Source organism: Streptomyces sp. NPDC001100, assembly GCF_053598575.1.
Genome location: NZ_JBSFKO010000011.1, coordinates 8,311 through 24,520, shown reverse-complemented (window position 1 = coordinate 24,520; position 16,210 = coordinate 8,311). Strand labels below are relative to the sequence as shown.

At 71.2% G+C, this 16,210-nt stretch carries 16 protein-coding genes and 1 pseudogene; 10 read left to right on the top strand and 7 right to left on the bottom strand.

Features of this window, described 5'->3' with window-relative positions; translation table 11 throughout:
* Nucleotides 1-6 precede the first annotated feature (6 nt).
* Nucleotides 7-1,191 carry an ROK family protein gene (locus ACWDEW_RS17645; protein WP_450513835.1) on the bottom strand — a complete coding sequence of 395 codons (1,185 nt, stop codon included), beginning with the start codon at nt 1,189-1,191 and terminating at the stop codon, nt 7-9.
* A gap of 141 nt (nt 1,192-1,332) precedes the next feature.
* On the opposite strand from ACWDEW_RS17645, the gene ACWDEW_RS17640 reads away from it, so the two are divergent.
* Complete coding sequence (locus ACWDEW_RS17640) at nt 1,333-2,781, top strand: APC family permease (protein ID WP_450513834.1); 1,449 nt, start codon at nt 1,333-1,335, stop codon at nt 2,779-2,781.
* A gap of 8 nt (nt 2,782-2,789) precedes the next feature.
* On the opposite strand, the pseudogene ACWDEW_RS17635 reads toward ACWDEW_RS17640, so the two are convergent.
* A pseudogene (locus tag ACWDEW_RS17635) lies at nt 2,790-3,223 on the bottom strand (hypothetical protein); the annotation flags it as partial.
* Between ACWDEW_RS17635 and ACWDEW_RS17630 the strand changes: the two are divergent.
* Both ACWDEW_RS17630 and ACWDEW_RS17625 read left to right on the top strand, forming a co-directional pair.
* Complete coding sequence (locus ACWDEW_RS17630) at nt 3,198-4,010, top strand: phosphotransferase (protein ID WP_450513832.1); 813 nt, start codon at nt 3,198-3,200, stop codon at nt 4,008-4,010. The pseudogene ACWDEW_RS17635 and the gene ACWDEW_RS17630 sit on opposite strands and share 26 nt — an antisense overlap.
* A gap of 93 nt (nt 4,011-4,103) precedes the next feature.
* Nucleotides 4,104-4,874 carry an ArsR/SmtB family transcription factor gene (locus tag ACWDEW_RS17625; protein ID WP_450513830.1) on the top strand — a complete coding sequence of 257 codons (771 nt, stop codon included), beginning with the start codon at nt 4,104-4,106 and terminating at the stop codon, nt 4,872-4,874.
* A gap of 42 nt (nt 4,875-4,916) precedes the next feature.
* On the opposite strand, the gene ACWDEW_RS17620 is transcribed toward ACWDEW_RS17625, so the two are convergent.
* Entirely contained in the window at nt 4,917-5,357 is a 441-nt protein-coding gene (locus ACWDEW_RS17620; protein WP_450513828.1) for an SPW repeat protein, read from the bottom strand.
* A 181-nt stretch (nt 5,358-5,538) separates the two neighbouring features.
* Nucleotides 5,539-6,105 carry a sigma-70 family RNA polymerase sigma factor gene (locus ACWDEW_RS17615; RefSeq protein ID WP_450513827.1) on the bottom strand — a complete coding sequence of 189 codons (567 nt, stop codon included), beginning with the start codon at nt 6,103-6,105 and terminating at the stop codon, nt 5,539-5,541.
* Between the two features lie 173 nt (nt 6,106-6,278).
* On the opposite strand from ACWDEW_RS17615, the gene ACWDEW_RS17610 reads away from it, so the two are divergent.
* On the top strand, nt 6,279-7,322 hold the full coding sequence (locus ACWDEW_RS17610; RefSeq protein WP_450513825.1) for a MerR family transcriptional regulator: 1,044 nt from the start codon (nt 6,279-6,281) through the stop codon (nt 7,320-7,322).
* Between the two features lie 24 nt (nt 7,323-7,346).
* Here the strand turns inward: ACWDEW_RS17610 and ACWDEW_RS17605 are convergent, their stop codons facing one another.
* Together ACWDEW_RS17605 and ACWDEW_RS17600 are read right to left on the bottom strand one after the other, a co-directional pair.
* Nucleotides 7,347-8,720, bottom strand: a complete 1,374-nt coding sequence (locus ACWDEW_RS17605) for a cryptochrome/photolyase family protein (RefSeq protein WP_450513823.1) — start codon at nt 8,718-8,720, stop codon at nt 7,347-7,349.
* A 74-nt stretch (nt 8,721-8,794) separates the two neighbouring features.
* Nucleotides 8,795-10,324: an SDR family oxidoreductase gene (locus ACWDEW_RS17600; RefSeq protein ID WP_450513821.1), complete on the bottom strand. Its 1,530-nt coding sequence runs from the start codon at nt 10,322-10,324 to the stop codon at nt 8,795-8,797.
* A 272-nt stretch (nt 10,325-10,596) separates the two neighbouring features.
* Between ACWDEW_RS17600 and ACWDEW_RS17595 the strand changes: the two genes are divergently transcribed.
* Nucleotides 10,597-10,785, top strand: a complete 189-nt coding sequence (locus ACWDEW_RS17595) for a hypothetical protein (RefSeq protein ID WP_026178612.1) — start codon at nt 10,597-10,599, stop codon at nt 10,783-10,785.
* Nucleotides 10,786-10,803: 18 nt separating this feature from the next.
* Here ACWDEW_RS17595 and ACWDEW_RS17590 read toward each other — a convergent pair whose 3' ends face one another.
* Nucleotides 10,804-11,715 (bottom strand): LysR family transcriptional regulator, encoded by a 912-nt coding sequence (locus ACWDEW_RS17590; protein ID WP_450513819.1) that lies wholly within the window; start codon nt 11,713-11,715, stop codon nt 10,804-10,806.
* Nucleotides 11,716-11,852: 137 nt separating this feature from the next.
* Between ACWDEW_RS17590 and ACWDEW_RS17585 the strand changes: the two genes are divergently transcribed.
* The 5 genes from ACWDEW_RS17585 to ACWDEW_RS17565 all read left to right on the top strand — a co-directional run bounded on the left by ACWDEW_RS17585 (nt 11,853) and on the right by ACWDEW_RS17565 (nt 16,153).
* Nucleotides 11,853-11,936 (top strand): putative leader peptide, encoded by an 84-nt coding sequence (locus ACWDEW_RS17585; protein WP_350966533.1) that lies wholly within the window; start codon nt 11,853-11,855, stop codon nt 11,934-11,936.
* A gap of 117 nt (nt 11,937-12,053) precedes the next feature.
* Nucleotides 12,054-13,175, top strand: a complete 1,122-nt coding sequence (gene sfnG, locus ACWDEW_RS17580; RefSeq protein WP_450513817.1) for a dimethylsulfone monooxygenase SfnG — start codon at nt 12,054-12,056, stop codon at nt 13,173-13,175.
* Between the two features lie 31 nt (nt 13,176-13,206).
* Entirely contained in the window at nt 13,207-13,761 is a 555-nt protein-coding gene (gene ssuE / locus ACWDEW_RS17575) for an NADPH-dependent FMN reductase (RefSeq protein WP_450513816.1), read from the top strand.
* Nucleotides 13,762-13,766: 5 nt separating this feature from the next.
* Entirely contained in the window at nt 13,767-14,975 is a 1,209-nt protein-coding gene (locus ACWDEW_RS17570; protein WP_450513814.1) for an SfnB family sulfur acquisition oxidoreductase, read from the top strand.
* A gap of 35 nt (nt 14,976-15,010) precedes the next feature.
* Nucleotides 15,011-16,153, top strand: a complete 1,143-nt coding sequence (locus ACWDEW_RS17565; RefSeq protein WP_450513812.1) for an LLM class flavin-dependent oxidoreductase — start codon at nt 15,011-15,013, stop codon at nt 16,151-16,153.
* Nucleotides 16,154-16,210: the final 57 nt, after the last annotated feature.

Below are 16,210 nucleotides of genomic sequence, written 5' to 3'. Positions count from 1 at the left end.
AGGTGTTCACGACGCCGAGTGACGCTCGAAGACGAGATCCCGGGCCGTACCCAAGGCGGTGGCCACCGCGCCCAGCAGCACCGCGTCCTCGCCCAGCGCGCTCGGCACGATCTTCGGCCGCAGCGGGGTGAGCGCGCGCAGGTTCTCCCGCACCGGACGCAGCAGCAGATCCACGCTGTGCCCGACCCCGCCGCCCAGGACGACCAGGTCCGGATCGAGCACGGCCGCGGCGGCGGCCACCGTGTGTGCGATCCGCTCGCCCTCCAGCTCGACCGCCTTGACCGCGGCGGGATCTCCCTGCCTGGCCGCGTCGAACACGGCCTTCGCGGTGAGCTGCTGCCCGCTCATGCCGAACATCCGGGCCGCCTCGACGACGGCCACCCCGGAGACGGCGTCCTCCAGCGTCTCCGGCTTCTGCTGCCCGGGCCACGGCAGGAACCCGATCTCCCCGGCCCCGCCGTGCGCCCCCGTGAACAGCCGCCCCTCGCTGACCACACCCATGCCGAGACCGGTGCCGATCATGATGTACGCGAACAGTCGGCTGCCCGCGCCCACGCCGTACGTGTACTCGCCCAGCGCCGCGAGATTCGCGTCGTTGTGCACCTCCAGCGGAACGCGCAGCTCCTCCCGCATCCGGTCGAACAGCCCGGCCCGCCCCCATCCCGGCAGATGCATCGCGTACCGCACCCGCCGCCGCTGCTCGTCGTACACACCCGGAGTGCCCACCACGGCGTGCACCACCGCGGCCGGTGCGACCTCGGAGTTCGCCACGACCTGATGCGCGGTGGCGACCACCAGTTCGGCCATGGTGCCCGAGCTGCGGGCCCGGTTGCGGACGTCCGCCCGGGCCACCACCTCGCCGTCCAGATTGGCCACCGCGACCCGCAGCCAGCTGCGCCCGACATCGATTCCGAGCGCGTAGCCGGCGGCGGGATCGGGGGCGTAGAGCACGGCGGTCCGGCCGCGCTCGGGTGCCCGGGTGCCGACCTCGTGGACCAGTCCCGCCTCTGCCAGAGCCGCCAGCGCGCTGGAGACCGTCGGCTTCGACAGGCCTGTGTCGCGGGCGAGTTGGGCGCGCGAGGCGGCACCGGCGGTGCGCAGCCGGTCGAGCAGCAGCCGCTCGTTCGTGCTCCGCAGCCGCTGCCGGCTCCAGGGCTGTTCCTGCTGCTCTACGGCGTCGCTGGCGGGCATCGCACCATTCTCACTCATCGGGGACACCCTCTTGACGAGTCTAGTAAGGCTCCTTAACTTTATCGCCCAGTCAGCCACCGGATACCGGCCCGCACGCCGCACCCCGCTTCCCCCGAGTCACGCACCCCCTCAGGAGCCTCCATGTCCGGTAGTCCGCCCCCAGAAGGCGGCTTCGTCCGTCGCGTCGGCCTCTTCCAGGCCACCGCCATCAACATGAGCCAGATGTGCGGCATCGGGCCGTTCGTGACCATCCCGCTCATGGTCGCCGCGTTCGGCGGCCCGCAGGCGGTCATCGGCTTCGTCGCGGGCGCGATCCTCGCCCTCGCCGACGGCCTCGTCTGGGCCGAGATGGGCGCCGCGATGCCCGGCTCCGGCGGCAGCTACGTCTATCTCCGCCAGGCCTTCCAGTACCGCACCGGGCGGCTGATGCCGTTCCTGTTCGTCTGGACGGCGATGCTCTTCATCCCGCTGATCATGTCGACCGGCGTGGTCGGCTTCGTGCAGTACCTCGGCTATCTGGCACCGGACCTGGGCAAGACCTCCGGCGACCTCATCGGCCTCGGCGTGATCGCCCTGGTGGTCCTCCTCCTCTGGCGCGGCATCGAGAACATCGCCCGCATCACCGCCGTGATGTGGACCGTGATGATCGCGGCGGTGTTCATGGTGATCCTGGCCGCCGCCACCCACTTCAGCGGCCACCTCGCCTTCACCTACCCCGCGCACGCCTTCGACCTGGGCAGCAACCACTTCTGGCTCGGCTTCGCCGGCGGCCTCACCATCGGCATCTACGACTACCTCGGCTACAACACCACCGCCTACATGGGCGCCGAGATCAAGGACCCCGGCCGCACCCTGCCGCGCTCCATCCTCTTCTCGATCGTCGGCATCATGGCGATCTACCTGCTGCTCCAGATCGGCACCCTCGGCGTCATCGACTGGCACCGGATGACCAACCCGAACGACATCGCCTCCTCCTCCGTCGCCTCGGCGGTCCTGGAGAAGACCTGGGGCAAGGGCGCCGCCGACACGGTCACCGTCCTGATCCTGATCACGGCTTTCGCCTCGGTCTTCACCGGCCTCCTCGGCGGCTCCCGGGTGCCCTACGACGCGGCCCGCGAACGCGTCTTCTTCCGCCCCTACGCCAAGCTCCACCCCAAACACCGCTTCCCGATGCTCGGCCTGGCCACCATGGGCGTGATCACCGCGATCGGCTTCCTGATCGGCCGCCACACCGACCTCGCCACCCTGATCCAACTCCTCACCACGGTCATGGTCATCGTCCAGGCGCTGGCCCAGATCATCGCCCTCACGGTCCTGCGCAAACGCCAGCCGACCCTCCGCCGCCCCTACCGCATGTGGCTCTACCCGGTGCCGAGCATCGTCGCCTTCGTCGGCTGGTGCGTGATCTACGGCTACGCCGACAAGAACTCCCCGGGCCGCCACCCCATCGAGTGGTCCCTCGCCTGGCTCGCCCTGGGCTGTGTCGCGTTCCTCGTCTGGGCCCGCTTCGAGAAGGTGTGGCCGTTCGGCCCGAAGGAGATCGCGGAGGAGTACCTCACGGAGACGGTGCCGGAACCCGCCGGCACCTGACGGCTGTTGGCCCATCCTGACGCGGCCGGCACCTCACCCGCGATGTCCACGACGGAGCGCTCGTCGGTCACCACCCGCACGGTGTCCGCGGGCGCCCGCTCGTCCAACATCCGCGCCCTACGTGCACTGTTGGCCAACTCGTGCTCCAACTCGCCACCGATCTCACGCCCGTTGAGCCGCTCCGCCGCGGTGGCGTCCGGAGGCGGTGAGCAGCACGCCCGAGCGCGGCGTAATTCCCCCACGCCGCGGTCAAGTTGGCCTCACCGATCGCTGTCCGGTGCGGATCGCCGTCCGGCGCCGGATGCACCTGCCCCATGAAGTCGCCGTCGATCACCGCATGGGCGATCCCCGACGCCCGCAGCCGCGCCGACACCTCCCAGCCCACGGTCGTCTTCCCGACCCCGGCGCGTCCCCCGATGAGCGGTACCTCCGCGCGATCCACGGGATCAGCGTCCCCGGCGATACTCGTGCGGTCGAACGGATTCGGGGAGGCGGACCGCGTGCAGGAGTCGGCGCTCGGCGGAGGCGCGGTCAACGAGGTCGTGCGGGTCGGGGCGACCGTGCGCCGTACACCCTCCGAACGGTCGCAGTACGTAAGGGAGTTGCTCGCGCTGTTCGAGCGGCGGGGGTGGGCGGGGGCGCCGCGCTTCCTCGGTACGGACGAGCGGGGGCGGGAGGTGTTCCAGTACATCGAGGGCCGGGCTGCTGTCACCCCCGACGAACGGTCCGCCGCCCGTAGCGACGACAGCCTGGTCCGGGTCGCACAACTCGTCCGCGCCTTCCACGACTTGACCCATGGCACACCGGAGGCGGGCGGCCACGACGTCGTCTGCCACAACGACCTGGCCCCCAAGAACACCGTCTACGACACCGCGTGGCGTCCGCTGGCCTTCGTCGACTGGGATCTCGCCGCCCCGGGGGAGCGCGTCCACGACGTCGCCCACGTCTGCTGGCAGTACCTGGACCTCGGGCCGGCCGTCACCGACGTACCCGAGGCGGCCCGCCGGATCGCGCTGATCCGCGAGGCGTACGGCCTCGACGACAGTGGACGGCTCGTCGACACGGTCCTGTGGTGGCAGGACCGGTGCGCGCGAGGCATCGAGGCCGGTGCCGAGCGCGGTGAGCGGGCCATGGTCGGCCTGCGGGCGAGCGGGGTCGTGGACGAGATCCGGGCCGCGTACGAATGGGTGGCCGCGCACCGCCGTGAGCTGGGCGTCTTCCTGGCCTGAGACGAGCACGTGCCGAGCCGTCGTAACACCCGCCTTGACATGCAGGTAAATGCCTGCATAACTTTGGGTGTGCGATCCGAACACGACCCAGGAATGGACGCGGTCTTCAAGGCGCTGGCCGACGAGACCCGAAGGCGACTGCTGGACCGGCTGCACGAGCACAACGGGCAGACGCTCGGCGAGCTGTGCGGGCGGATCGAGATGACCCGCCAGTCGGTGACCCAGCATCTGGCCGTCCTGGAGGCCGCCAACCTGGTCAGCACGGTGCGGCGCGGGCGGGAGAAGCTGCACTACCTCAATCCGGTCCCGCTGCACGAGATACAGCAGCGCTGGATCGACAAGTTCGAGCGCCCGCGTCTGCGCGCGCTCGGGGCACTCAAGCGACGAGCCGAGGAAGCCATGACCGACAAACCGACATTCGTCTATGTCACCTACATCGCGAGCACTCCCGAGAAGGTCTGGGACGCCCTCACCGACGCCGACCTGACCGCTGCCTACTGGGGGCACAGCAATGTGTCCGACTGGCGGCAGGGTTCGCGCTGGGAGCACGTGCGCATCGACGGTTCCGGCATCGCCGACGTCGTCGGGACCGTCGTCGAGAGCGACCGCCCCAACCGCCTGGTCACCACGTGGACCTCACCGGACAACGAGGGCGAGGAGGACACGTACTCCCGCGTCACCTACGACATCCGGCGGCACGAGGACATCGTGCGGCTCACCGTGACGCACGAGGACCTCGCCGACGAGGGCGAGCTCTCCGACGTGTCCGGCGGCTGGCCGGCCGTGCTGTCCAACCTGAAGTCGGTCCTCGAAACCGGCAGCCCCCTCCCGCAGTCGCCGTGGCTGGTGCCGGGCGACCACTGAAGGGGGCGTGGCTTCCTTTCGGGGCCTCGATGACGGGGATTCCTACGGCTTGGGAGTGCTCCGCGCCGCCGTCGCGGCACACACGATGCCCAGGAGCACGGCCAGTCCGCCGATGATGACGTTGTTCAGGATGACGCCCTTGTCGGGGTTGTCGCCGACGATCCACGGCGAGACGATCATCCAGACACCCAGGGCGCACATCGCCCAGCTGAGGCCGTACATGCGCTCCGGTGCCCTGGTGAACCCGAGGGCCAGCAGGCCGATCGCGATGCCGATGATCAGGTTGTGCGGCACGAGCGCGGGCTGGCTCGTCGTGTAGTGGAGTATCCACGGGGATACGGCGCAGTACAGACCGAGCAGGAACACCGGTCCGTCCACGAGCGCCACATCGCGTCCACCGAGCATGCGGGCGTAACGCGCCTGCATTTCGGAGACATCAGGGTGGCTCGCCATGTCACCTCTGGTGTGCGAGACGTTGGCCATGACTCGTCTCCTTTGACTTGCTGGCCTGACCGCGTCTGGTGCGGTGTGCGGTAAGAGCCGCTTTCGTCCATTCTGCTCTTATTTTTGCTTTATGTGTAGAGGTCAGGCCATGGGTGCGACGAGGTGACCGCCCCCCGTGTGGCTGACGGGCGCGCGTGTCGCGCGGGAGACCCGCGCGCCCTCAGACGTCCTGCTGCCGCAGGCCGCGCCGCAACTGGTGAAGGCCGCGGCGGGAGTGGCTCTTGACCGTGCCCAGCGGCCAGCCGGTGTGCTCCGCGATCTGGGTCTGGGTGAGGTCCTCGTAGAACGCCAGCCGCAGTACCCGCTGTTGGGGGCCGGGAAGCCGGGCCAGCTCGCGTCCGACAAGGACCCGGTCGAGGACCGCCTCGGGATGCCGGGCGGCCGGATCGGCGAGGGCCAGGGCCGAGCCCGCCGCGGTCACGAGAGCGACCCGGCGGGTCCGGGCGGACAGCGCGTCGGCGATCTTGCGCCTGGTGATGCCGACGATCCAGCCGCCGACGCTGCCGCGCTCGGGCCGAAAGGTGTGCCCTCCGCGCCACACGCCGAGGAACACCTGCTGGGTCACGTCCTCGGCCTCCCGGGCATCGCCCAGCGAGCGCCAGGCGAGGGTGTGCACCAGGGCCGACCAGCGCTGATACGCGGCGGTCAGACAGCTCTCGTCGCCGTCGGCCAGCCCGCGGGCCAACTCCTCGTCGCTCGGCAGGGCGGCTCTGTGCTGCGGGCTCATGACGACGGCTCCTCACGTCGGGCGGAGTCCGCCCCGGTCGTACGCGGTCCGGGCGAGCACCTGCCACCACGGCGGTTCGGGGCGTCTGCCGGGATGTGCCCCGGTGTGTCCATCGTGGGAGCGGGGAGCCATGCGGCTCAACTTGCGTCGATTCTGCGTCGTATAGTCGATGTGTGAGTGAGCCGTACGCCGACGGAGGCACGGACGACCGGCCCGGCCGGCCCTCCGAGCCGACCGCGCTGCCCCTGACGACCGGAGCGCTGGCCCGTCGGCTGGGGGTGTCGCCCACCACCCTGCGCTCCTGGGACCGCCGCTACGGCATCGGACCCGCGGTCCGCGCCGACGGACGGCACCGGCGCTGGACCCCCGAGGACGTGGCCGTGCTGGAGGCCATGTGCCGGCTCACCTCGTCCGGAGTACCGCCCGCCGAGGCGGCCCGCGCCGCGAAGGAGACCGCCGGGTCACCCGCGCGGAGTGCTGGCGCGGCCGTACGGTCGGACGGAGCGCGGGCGCGCGGCGGTTCACGGGCGGCCGGCCCGCTCCCGCTGGGAGACGTGCGGCAGGAGTGCCGCGGCCTGGCCCGCGCCGCCGTACGGCTGGACGCGCCGGCCGTGGCGGAGCAACTGGCCCTGTCCGTCGAGCGGTACGGCGTCGCCGTCGCCTGGCAGGAGGTGATGGTGCCGACCCTGCACGCGGTGGGACGCAAGTGGGAGTCGTCCGGGGACCGCTACGTCGAGGTGGAGCACCTGCTCTCCTGGCACGTCTCCACCACCCTGCGCCGGTACACCCCGCCTCCGGATCGGCGGACGGACGTCTCGCCCGCCGGGCCCGTCGTCCTGGCCTGCGTACCGGGTGAGCAGCACACCCTGCCGATCGAGGCACTCAACGCCGGACTGGCCGAAGTCGGCCTGCCCACAAGGATGTTCGGTGCCGCCGTGCCCGCCGAGGCGCTGACCGCCGCGGTACGGCGGCTGGGGCCGTCGGCCGTCGTCCTGTGGGCGCAGGCGCGCTCCACGGCGAGCCTGGTGCTGGCCCGGCATGTCGCCGGCACCCGGTGGGGTGTGAAGGGCGCACGCCGGCAGCCCCTGGTGGTGCTGGGCGGACCCGGCTGGTCCGGTTCCTCGGCGCGGGGCATGCCCCGGCCGGCGACCCTCGACGAAGCCGTCGAGATCCTGTCCGGTGTGTACGGGGCCGAGGCGTCCGGGGAACGGCCCTGACCTCCCGGCCCCGCGGAGCACACCTCACTCGCCCGCACGGCCCTTCCTGAAACGCGCGAGGCCCTCGGCGAGGTCGACGATCGGGTCCGGGTAGTCGTCGAGCACGGCCCGGTCCAGCCCGCGCAGTTTCCACGGCTCGTGCACCGCCGGCCCTTCCAGCCCGGCGAGTTCGGGAACCCAGCGGCGGACGTACGCGCCGTCGGGATCGTGCCGCTTGGCCTGCGTGACGGGGTTGAGGACCCGGTTGGGGCGGGTGTCGGTGCCGGTGCCCGCCATCCACTGCCAGTTCAGCTGGTTGTTGGCCACGTCGCCGTCGACCAGCAGGTCGAGGAAGTGCCGGGCGCCGACACGCCAGTCGACGTACAGCGTCTTGGTGAGGAAGCTCGCCGTCAGCAGCCGTCCCCGGTTGTGCATCCAGCCCTCCTGGCGCAGTTGACGCATCGCCGCGTCGATCAGCGGATAGCCGGTACGGCCTTCCTTCCAGGCCGCGATGTCCTCCTTGGCCGTGCGCTCGGAGCGCCAACGGTCGTGTTTCGTGCGGTAGTCGGCGGTGGCGGCCGCGGGCCGGTCCGCCAGCACCTGGCGGTGGAAGTCCCGCCAGGCGAGCTGCCGTACGAAGGCCTCGGCGCCCGGTCCGCCCGCTCGCCGTGCCCGGTGGACGAGTTCCACGGGGGACAGGGTGCCGAAGTGCAGGTGGGGCGAGAGGCGTGAGGTGGCGTCCCCGGCCAGGTCGTCGTGGCGGTCCTCGTAGGCGGCGACACCGTCGCGCAGCCAGCGGGCGAGCTGCTTGCGGCCGGTGTTCTCCCCGCCGGTCGCCAGGTCCGGCGACAGGCCCGGAACACCGGCGCGGGTGGGGAGTTCCTCGGAGCCGACGCCGTCCGGGACCCGCACCGTACGCGGGGCGGCGAGTGGATCGCGCAGCGACAGCCCGGACCAGTGGCGGAAGTACGGGGTGAAGACGGCGAAGTGGTCCGAGGACGCCGGGGTCACCGCGCCGGGAGCGACGGCCGTGGTCACCGTCTCGTGGACGTGCAGCCTGCGACCCTCCGCCTCCAGGGCGTGGCGCAGCCGCCGCTCGCGCAGCCGGGCGTAGCCGCTGACGTCGGCCGCCAGGTGGACCTCGTCGGCGTCCGTCTCGGCGGCCACCTTGCACACCTCGTCGACGACGTCGCCGGAGCGGACCACCAGCCGGCCGCCCCGCTCGCGCAGACCGGCGTCGAGGTCGCGCAGGCAGTCGGCGAGGAAGGCCAGCCGGTTGGGTGCCGCGAACCCGGCGTCCGCCACACCGCGGTCGCGGACGAACAGGGGGACCACCTGGCGGGCCTCGGTGGCGGCCCGCAGCGCGGGATGGTCGTGCAGACGCAGGTCGGAGGTGAACAGGACGACCGAGACGTTCATGATGCGGACTCCGGGAGACGGGAAGAGTGGCCGGTGAGGTGTTTCCGGCGCGGAGGACCCGGCGGATGCGGTCGTCAACCGATCGGAGTGGGTTCCCCCGCCGGTCTCGTCGGCGTCCGGGCCGCGGCCGCCGCGATGTTGCGTGCCATGCCGCCGAACACGACGGCGTGGAAGGGCGAGACGCTCCACCAGTAGGCGTGGCCCGCCAGCCCGTGCGGATGGAACAGGGCCCGCTGCCGGTAGCGGGTGCGGCCGGCGTCGTCGGTCTCCGCGCACATCTCCAGCCAGGCCAGGCCCGGCAGCCGCATCTCGGCCCGCAACCGCAGGAGGCGCCCGGGGCGGATCTCCTCGACGCGCCAGAAGTCCAGCGAGTCACCGACGCGCAGCCGCGCCGCGTCCCGTCGGCCCCGCCGCAGACCGACACCGCCCACCAGCCGGTCCAGTTGACCTCGTACCGCCCAGGCCAGCGGGAACGAGTACCAGCCGTTCACGCCGCCGATCCCCTCGATCACCCGCCACAGGGCCTCGCGCGAGGCGTCCACAGGCAGCTCCCGCAGGTCCGTGTAGAGGCTGCCGCCGGCCCAGTCGGGGTCGGTGGGCAGGGGATCGCTGGGCGCGCCGGGCACCGAGGCCGACGACCAGCGGGTGGTGACCTTGGCCTCGCGGATACGTTGCAGCGCCAGCCGTACCGCCTCGTCGAAACCGAGCGGATGCCCGGGCAGGTCGGGCACGTACCGTGCGATGTCGTGCTCGCGGCAGACGACCTCGTGGCGCAGCGACTCGGTCAACGGCCGTGCGATGGACGCCGGTACGGGCGTCACCAGGCCGACCCAGTGACTGGACAGACGGGGGGTGAGCACGGGGACGGGGAGGATCAGCCTGCGGGGGAGGCCCGCGACGGCCGCGTACCTGGTCATCATGTCGCGGTAGGTGAGCACGTCCGGACCGCCGATGTCGAAGGCGCGGCTGACGTCGGCCGGCATGCGCGCGCTGCCGACGAGCGCGCGCAGCACGTCCCGCACCGCCACCGGCTGGATCCGCGTGCGCACCCAGTTCGGGGTGATCATCACCGGCAGCCGCTCGGTGAGGTAGCGCAGCATCTCGAAGGAGGCCGAGCCCGAGCCGATGACCACGGCCGCGCGCAGGACCGTGGTGGGCACGCCCGAGTCGAGGAGGATCCGGCCGACTTCGCTTCTCGACCGCAGGTGCGGCGAGAGCTCCCGTTCCGGTACGCCCGACGGGGTCAGACCGCCCAGGTAGACGAGGCGCCGCACTCCTGCGGCCCTGGCCTGCTCGCCGAAGATCCGTGCCGCCTTCCGGTCGGTCTCCTCGAAGCGGTCACCCGTGTCCAGCGCGTGCACGAGGTAGTAGGCGACGTCGACGTCCCGCAGGGCGGCGGCGACCGACGCGGCATCCGTGACGTCGCCGCTCACCACCTCCACGTCGGCCGCCCACGGGTGGTCGCGCAGCTTGGCGGGCGTCCGGGCCAGACAGCGCACCCGGTGGCCCTCCGCGAGCAGTTCCGGAACCAGCCGGCCGCCCACGTAGCCCGTCGCTCCGGTCACCAGACAGCGCAGACCCGGTACGGCCTCGTCAGCGTGCATCGGTCCACGGCCCTTCGTGTCGGTGTACCCCCTGTGATCACTTCCCCGTGCGGGGCCGAAGCGGATGCACGGTTCGACGGACGATCACGCGTTCGCCGCGCACATGGCGCCGAGGCCGGAACACGCGCCCGTTCCAAGGGGTGCGTGCTGTCAAGGGCTCCTCATGCCCCCGGACCCGAGACCTGTCAGGTCCTACGGAGTAAGTGGGCATGTCAGCGTCGATCGCGGGCAGGCGAACAGGTACGACGGTCCCCGTGGGGAACCGAGGGTCGATGCTGGAGGTGTCTGCGGACATGGGCGCGAAGGTGTTGGAGCGGTTTCCGGCGGGAGCCCCGCGCGGATCATGGCCCGCCGAGGAGTTCGCGGCCCGGCGCCGCGCCGAGGGTCAGCCCGCCAGGGTCGTCATGGACCTGAAGTCCGACGCGTTTCTCGTGGTGGTCCCAGTGGGCGACGAGGACTGACCACAAGGCACACCGGCCTCAGGGCCGTGTTCCGCCCAGCTCGCGCGCCCGGCGCACGAACGCCTCGTACAGATCCCCGGCCGCCTGCGGCACGGACTCCGCGCGGCGTCGGCGCAGCATCAGCAGCACCCGGGCGGTGTCGCCGGCGATCGGCCGGTAGGTGATGGCGCCGAGCCGCTCCAGCGGATCCCCGATCACGCTGAAGTCGGGCAGGACCGTCACCCCCAGTCCTTCCGCGACCATGAGCTTGCCCATCTCGGCGCCATCGGTCGAGTAGGCGAAGGCCGGTCCCCGCCCATTGAGCAGCCGGTGGACATAGCGGTGCATCACATAGCCGGAGCGCATACCGATCAGCGGCTCGGTGAGCAGGTCCTCCACCGTGACGGTCGGCCGGGCCGTCAGCGGGCTGTCGGGACGCGCACACACCACCGGCAGCCCGGACAGCAGCTCGGTGGACTCGAAGTCGGCCGGCATGTCGTCACCGTCGAGGTGATTGACCAGCCCCAGATCGAAACCGCCCTCCGCCAGCGCCCGGTGAATGTCCGTCTGCTGCGCGCCGACCACCTCGACCTGGGTGAGCGGATGCGAGGCACGGAACTCGCGGACGACGGGGAGCAGCAGCGGCACGGTCGCCGCGTTCACCGTGCCCACCCGCACCATGCGGCTGATCCGGTGCTGCTCTCCCGCCGCCGCCCGCAACCGGTCCACCGCGTCCAGCACGTCGACGATCCTCGGCAGCAGTTCGCGTCCCTCCGCGCTCATCGTCGCGCCCGTCCGTTTGCGCTCCAGGAGGTCGACCCCGAGTTCGCGTTCGAGATTCCGCACGGTCTCGCTCAACGCGGGCTGCGACAGGCGGAGTTCCTCGGCGGCCCGGCGCAGCGAGCCGAGCCGGGTCACGGCCGCGATGTATTCCAGCTGTTCGGTCCGCATGCCCGCAGAATGCGGCCCATTTCCCGGCCCGTTCAAGGGTTTCCCTGTCACACCTTCGTGAAATTCAATGGTCCGCGATACGAGACCGGTCGGGTTTTCCTTGACGCTCCTCGCGCACGGCTGCCACGATCGACGGCATGAAGATGCGACTGGACCTCACGCGGCGACGCCACGTCGACCTCGCGCGCGTCTCCAGCGCCTCCTGTTGCACCGCGGCCTGATCTCCCTCTTCTCCTCCCGATCCGCCGCCCTCTTTCCGCCTCCGCCCGACATTCGCCGGATATCGCTCCGGCCGGATCAGGCGTGCCCGGAATCGCATTCCGCAACAGGAGTTCGCCATGCCCGCAGAGCCCGTGAAATTCGCCTATTGGGTCCCCAATGTCAGCGGGGGACTCGTCACCAGCAAGATCGAGCAACGCACCGACTGGGGTTACGAGTACAACCGCGAACTCGCCGTCCTCGCCGAGAACAACGGCTTCGAGTACGCGCTCAGCCAGGTCCGCTACATGGCCAGCTACGGCGCCGAGTTCCAGCACGAGTCGACCAGCTTCAGTCTCGCCCTCCTTCTCGCCACCCAGCGCCTGAAGGTCATCGCCGCTGTTCACCCCGGCCTCTGGCACCCGGGCGTCCTCGCCAAACTCGGCGCCACCGCCGACCACTTGTCCAACGGCCGCTTCGCCGTCAACGTCGTCTCCGGCTGGTTCAAGGGCGAGTTCACCGCGCTCGGCGAACCCTGGCTGGAGCACGACGAGCGCTACCGCCGCTCCGAGGAGTTCATCCGGGCGCTGCGCCAGATCTGGACCGAGGACCACACCGAACTCGCCGGAGACTTCTACCGGTTGCGCGACTTCTCCCTCAAGCCCAAGCCCCTCAACACCCCCGAACGACCGCACCCCGAGATCTTCCAGGGCGGCAACTCCACCGCGGCCCGCGCGATGGCCGGCCGGGTCTCCGACTGGTACTTCTCCAACGGCAAGGACTTCGACGACGTCTCCGAGCAGATCGCCGACGTACGCCACTCGGCGGCCCAAGTCGGCCGGACCGCACCGAAGTTCGGCCTCAACGGCTTCCTCGTCGCCCGTGACACCGAGGCCGAGGCCCGTGACACGCTCCGCGAGATCGTCGCCAAGGCCGACCGCGAGGCCGTGGAAGGGTTCGGCGCCGCGGTGAAGCAGGCCGGACAGTCCTCGGCCGACGGCAAGGGCATGTGGCAGGACTCCACCTTCGAGGACCTGGTGCAGTACAACGACGGCTTCCGTACGGGGCTCATCGGCACGCCGGAGCAGATCGCCGAACGGATCGTCGCCTACCGGAAGCTGGGCGTCGACCTTCTCCTGCTGGGCTTCGTGCACTACCACGAGGAGGTCGAGTACTTCGGCAAGCGGGTGTTGCCCCTCGTGCGCGAACTGGAGGCCCAACTCCCCGCCACCGAGGCCGAGTCCGTCTCCGCGCACGCCTGATCGCCCCCGCAGCAGACCAGAAAGAGGACCCATGGCCACCGTCCTGTCCGTCTCCGGCAGCCCCTCCGTCTCCTCCCGCACCAACCGGCTCCTGCGCCACCTGGACCAGCGGCTGATCGCCCAGGGGCACGAGGTGATCCCGCTCGATGTGCGCACCATCCCCGCCGAGGCCCTGCTCGGCGCGGACTTCCGCCACCCGGCGATCGTCGAGGCGACCGAACTCTTCGCCCTCGCCGACGGAGTGGTCGTCGGCACGCCCGTCTACAAGGCCTCCTACTCCGGAGTCCTCAAGGCGCTGCTCGACCTGCTCCCGCAGTACGCCCTCACCGGCAAGACCGTGCTGCCGCTCGCCACGGGCGGGTCCACCGCACATGTGCTGGCCATCGACTACGCGCTCCGCCCGGTACTGAACTCCATGGGCGCGGCCCACATAGTCCAGGGCTGGTTCACCCTCGACAAGGACATCACCGCCCACGAGGACGGCTCGCTGACCGTCGCCCCGGCGACCACCGAGGCCCTCACCCAGGTGGTGGACCAGTTCTCGGCGGCCCTCGGCCGCACCCCGCTCCTGGCGGCGGCGAGCTGACCACCATGACCGACCCCGAGAGCACGCGCGGGACCGCTCACGTGATTGCCGACGACGCCGAGGCCCTCGTCCTCGCCGCCGCGCTCGCCGACGAGTTCCGCGCCGGAGCCTCCGCCCGCGACAGCGAACGCAGGCTCCCGCGCGCCGAGTTGGACCGGCTCTCCGACTCCGGGCTGCTCGCCGTCACCGTGCCTACGGAGTACGGCGGCGCCGACGTGAGCTCGGAAACCCTCGCCGAGATCTTCCGGCTGCTCGGCTCCGCCGACGGCAGCCTCGCCCAGATCCCGCAGAGCCACTTCGCCTACGTCAATGTGATCCGCCGTCAGGGCACCCCGGACCAGCGGAAGTTCTTCTTCGCCGAACTGCTCGCCGGCCGCCGCTTCGGCAACGCCCAGTCGGAGGCCGGCACCAAACACGTCCAGGACATCCGCACCCGGCTGACACTCCGGCCCGACGGTTCGTACGAGCTGACCGGCGTCAAGCACTACTCCACCGGCGCCCTCTTCGCCGACTGGATCCCCGTCCTGGCCCGCACCGCGGACGACAACCTGCATGTCGCCTACGTCCCGAGGGACGCCGAGGGCGTCACGGTCGTCGACGACTGGGACGGCATGGGACAGCGCACGACGGCCAGCGGCACGGTCCGCCTGGAGGCGGTCTCCGTCCCGGCGGACCGGGTCCTGCCCCACCACCTCACCTTCGAAGGCCCCCAACTCCACGGCGCCGTCGCCCAGTTGCTGCACGCGGCCATCGACACCGGAATCGCCGGCGGAGCGCTGGCGGAAGCGGCCGAGTTCGTCCGGACGAAGAGCCGCCCGTGGTTCGAGAGCGGGCTGGAGACCGCCGCCGAGGACCCGCTGCTGATCCAGCGGTTCGGTGAACTCGCCATCCAGGTAAGGGCGTCCGAGGCCCTGCTGATCCAGGCGGCCCGGGCCGTGGACGCGGCGCGCGCCAACCTGACAGACGACTCGGCGGCGGAGGCCTCCGTCGCGGTGGCGGCGGCCAAGGTGCACGCGGCACGGACGGCCGTGGAGGTGGCGGGCGCCCTCTTCGAGGTGTCGGGCACCCGCTCGGCCCTCAACTCGCTGAACCTGCACCGCCATTGGCGGGACGCCCGCACCCACACGCTGCACGACCCGGCGCGCTGGAAGATCCAGCACATCGGCAGGTACGTGCTCAACGGCACCAGGCCACCCCGCCACGGCCTCCTCTAACCCCCTTCAGGACAGTCCGGATCGGAGAACCCCACGTGTCCCTCACCTTCCACTGGTTCCTCCCCACCAACGGGGACAGCCGCCATGTCGTCGGCGGCGGTCACGGCACCCCCGCCACCTCCTCCGGACGGGACCGGCCGCCGACGGTCGCCTATCTGAGCCAGATCGCCCGCGCGGCCGAGGACCTGGGATTCGTGGGCGCCCTCACGCCCACCGGTGCCTGGTGCGAGGACGCGTGGCTGACCACCGCCATGGTCAGCCAGCACACCGAACGCTTGAAGTTCCTGGTCGCCTTCCGGCCCGGCTTCGTCTCCCCGACGCTCGCCGCGCAGATGGCGTCCACGTTCCAACGGCAGACCGGCGGACGGCTGTTGCTCAACGTCGTCACCGGCGGCGAGAGCCACGAGCAGCGGGCCTACGGGGACTTCCTCGACAAGGACGACCGCTACCGCCGTACCGGCGAATTCCTCAAGATCGTAAGGGAGTTGTGGGACGGCAAGTCCGTCGATCTGGCCGGGGAGCACCTGCGCGTCGAGGACGCGAAGCTGGCGCGTTTGCCGGAGCCGGTGCCCGAGGTGTACTTCGGGGGATCGTCGCCGATCGCGGGCGAGATCGCGGCCAAGTACGTGGACGTGTACCTCACTTGGGGCGAGCCGCCGGCCCAGGTCGCCGAGAAGATCGCGTGGATCAGGGGGCTGGCGGCGAAGGAGGGGCGGACGCTGCGCTTCGGTATCCGGCTGCACGTGATCACCCGTGACACCTCGGCGGAGGCCTGGGCCGAGGCGAACCGGCTGCTCGACGGGTTCGACTCCGAGACTGTGAAGTCCGTACAGGCCGGGCTGGCCCGGAGCGAGTCCGAGGGGCAGCAGCGGATGCTGGCGCTGCACGGGGGCAGTCGGGCCGGGCTGGAGATCCATCCCAACCTGTGGGCCGGGATCGGGCTGGTCCGGGGCGGGGCCGGGACGGCGTTGGTCGGCAGCCACGAGGAGGTCGCCGAGCGGATCAAGGAGTACGCCGCGCTGGGGATCGAGGAGTTCGTGCTGTCCGGGTATCCGCATCTGGAGGAGGCGTACTGGTTCGGCGAAGGCGTGCTGCCGAGGCTGGCGGCGGAGGGAATCTGGCGACACCCGGTCGGCGGCCGGCAGCCCGCCGGGGCACAGGTACCGTTCGCCGGGTGAGCCGGGTGAGCCGGGTGAGCCGGGTGAGCCGGGTGAGCCGGGTGAGCCGGGTGAGCC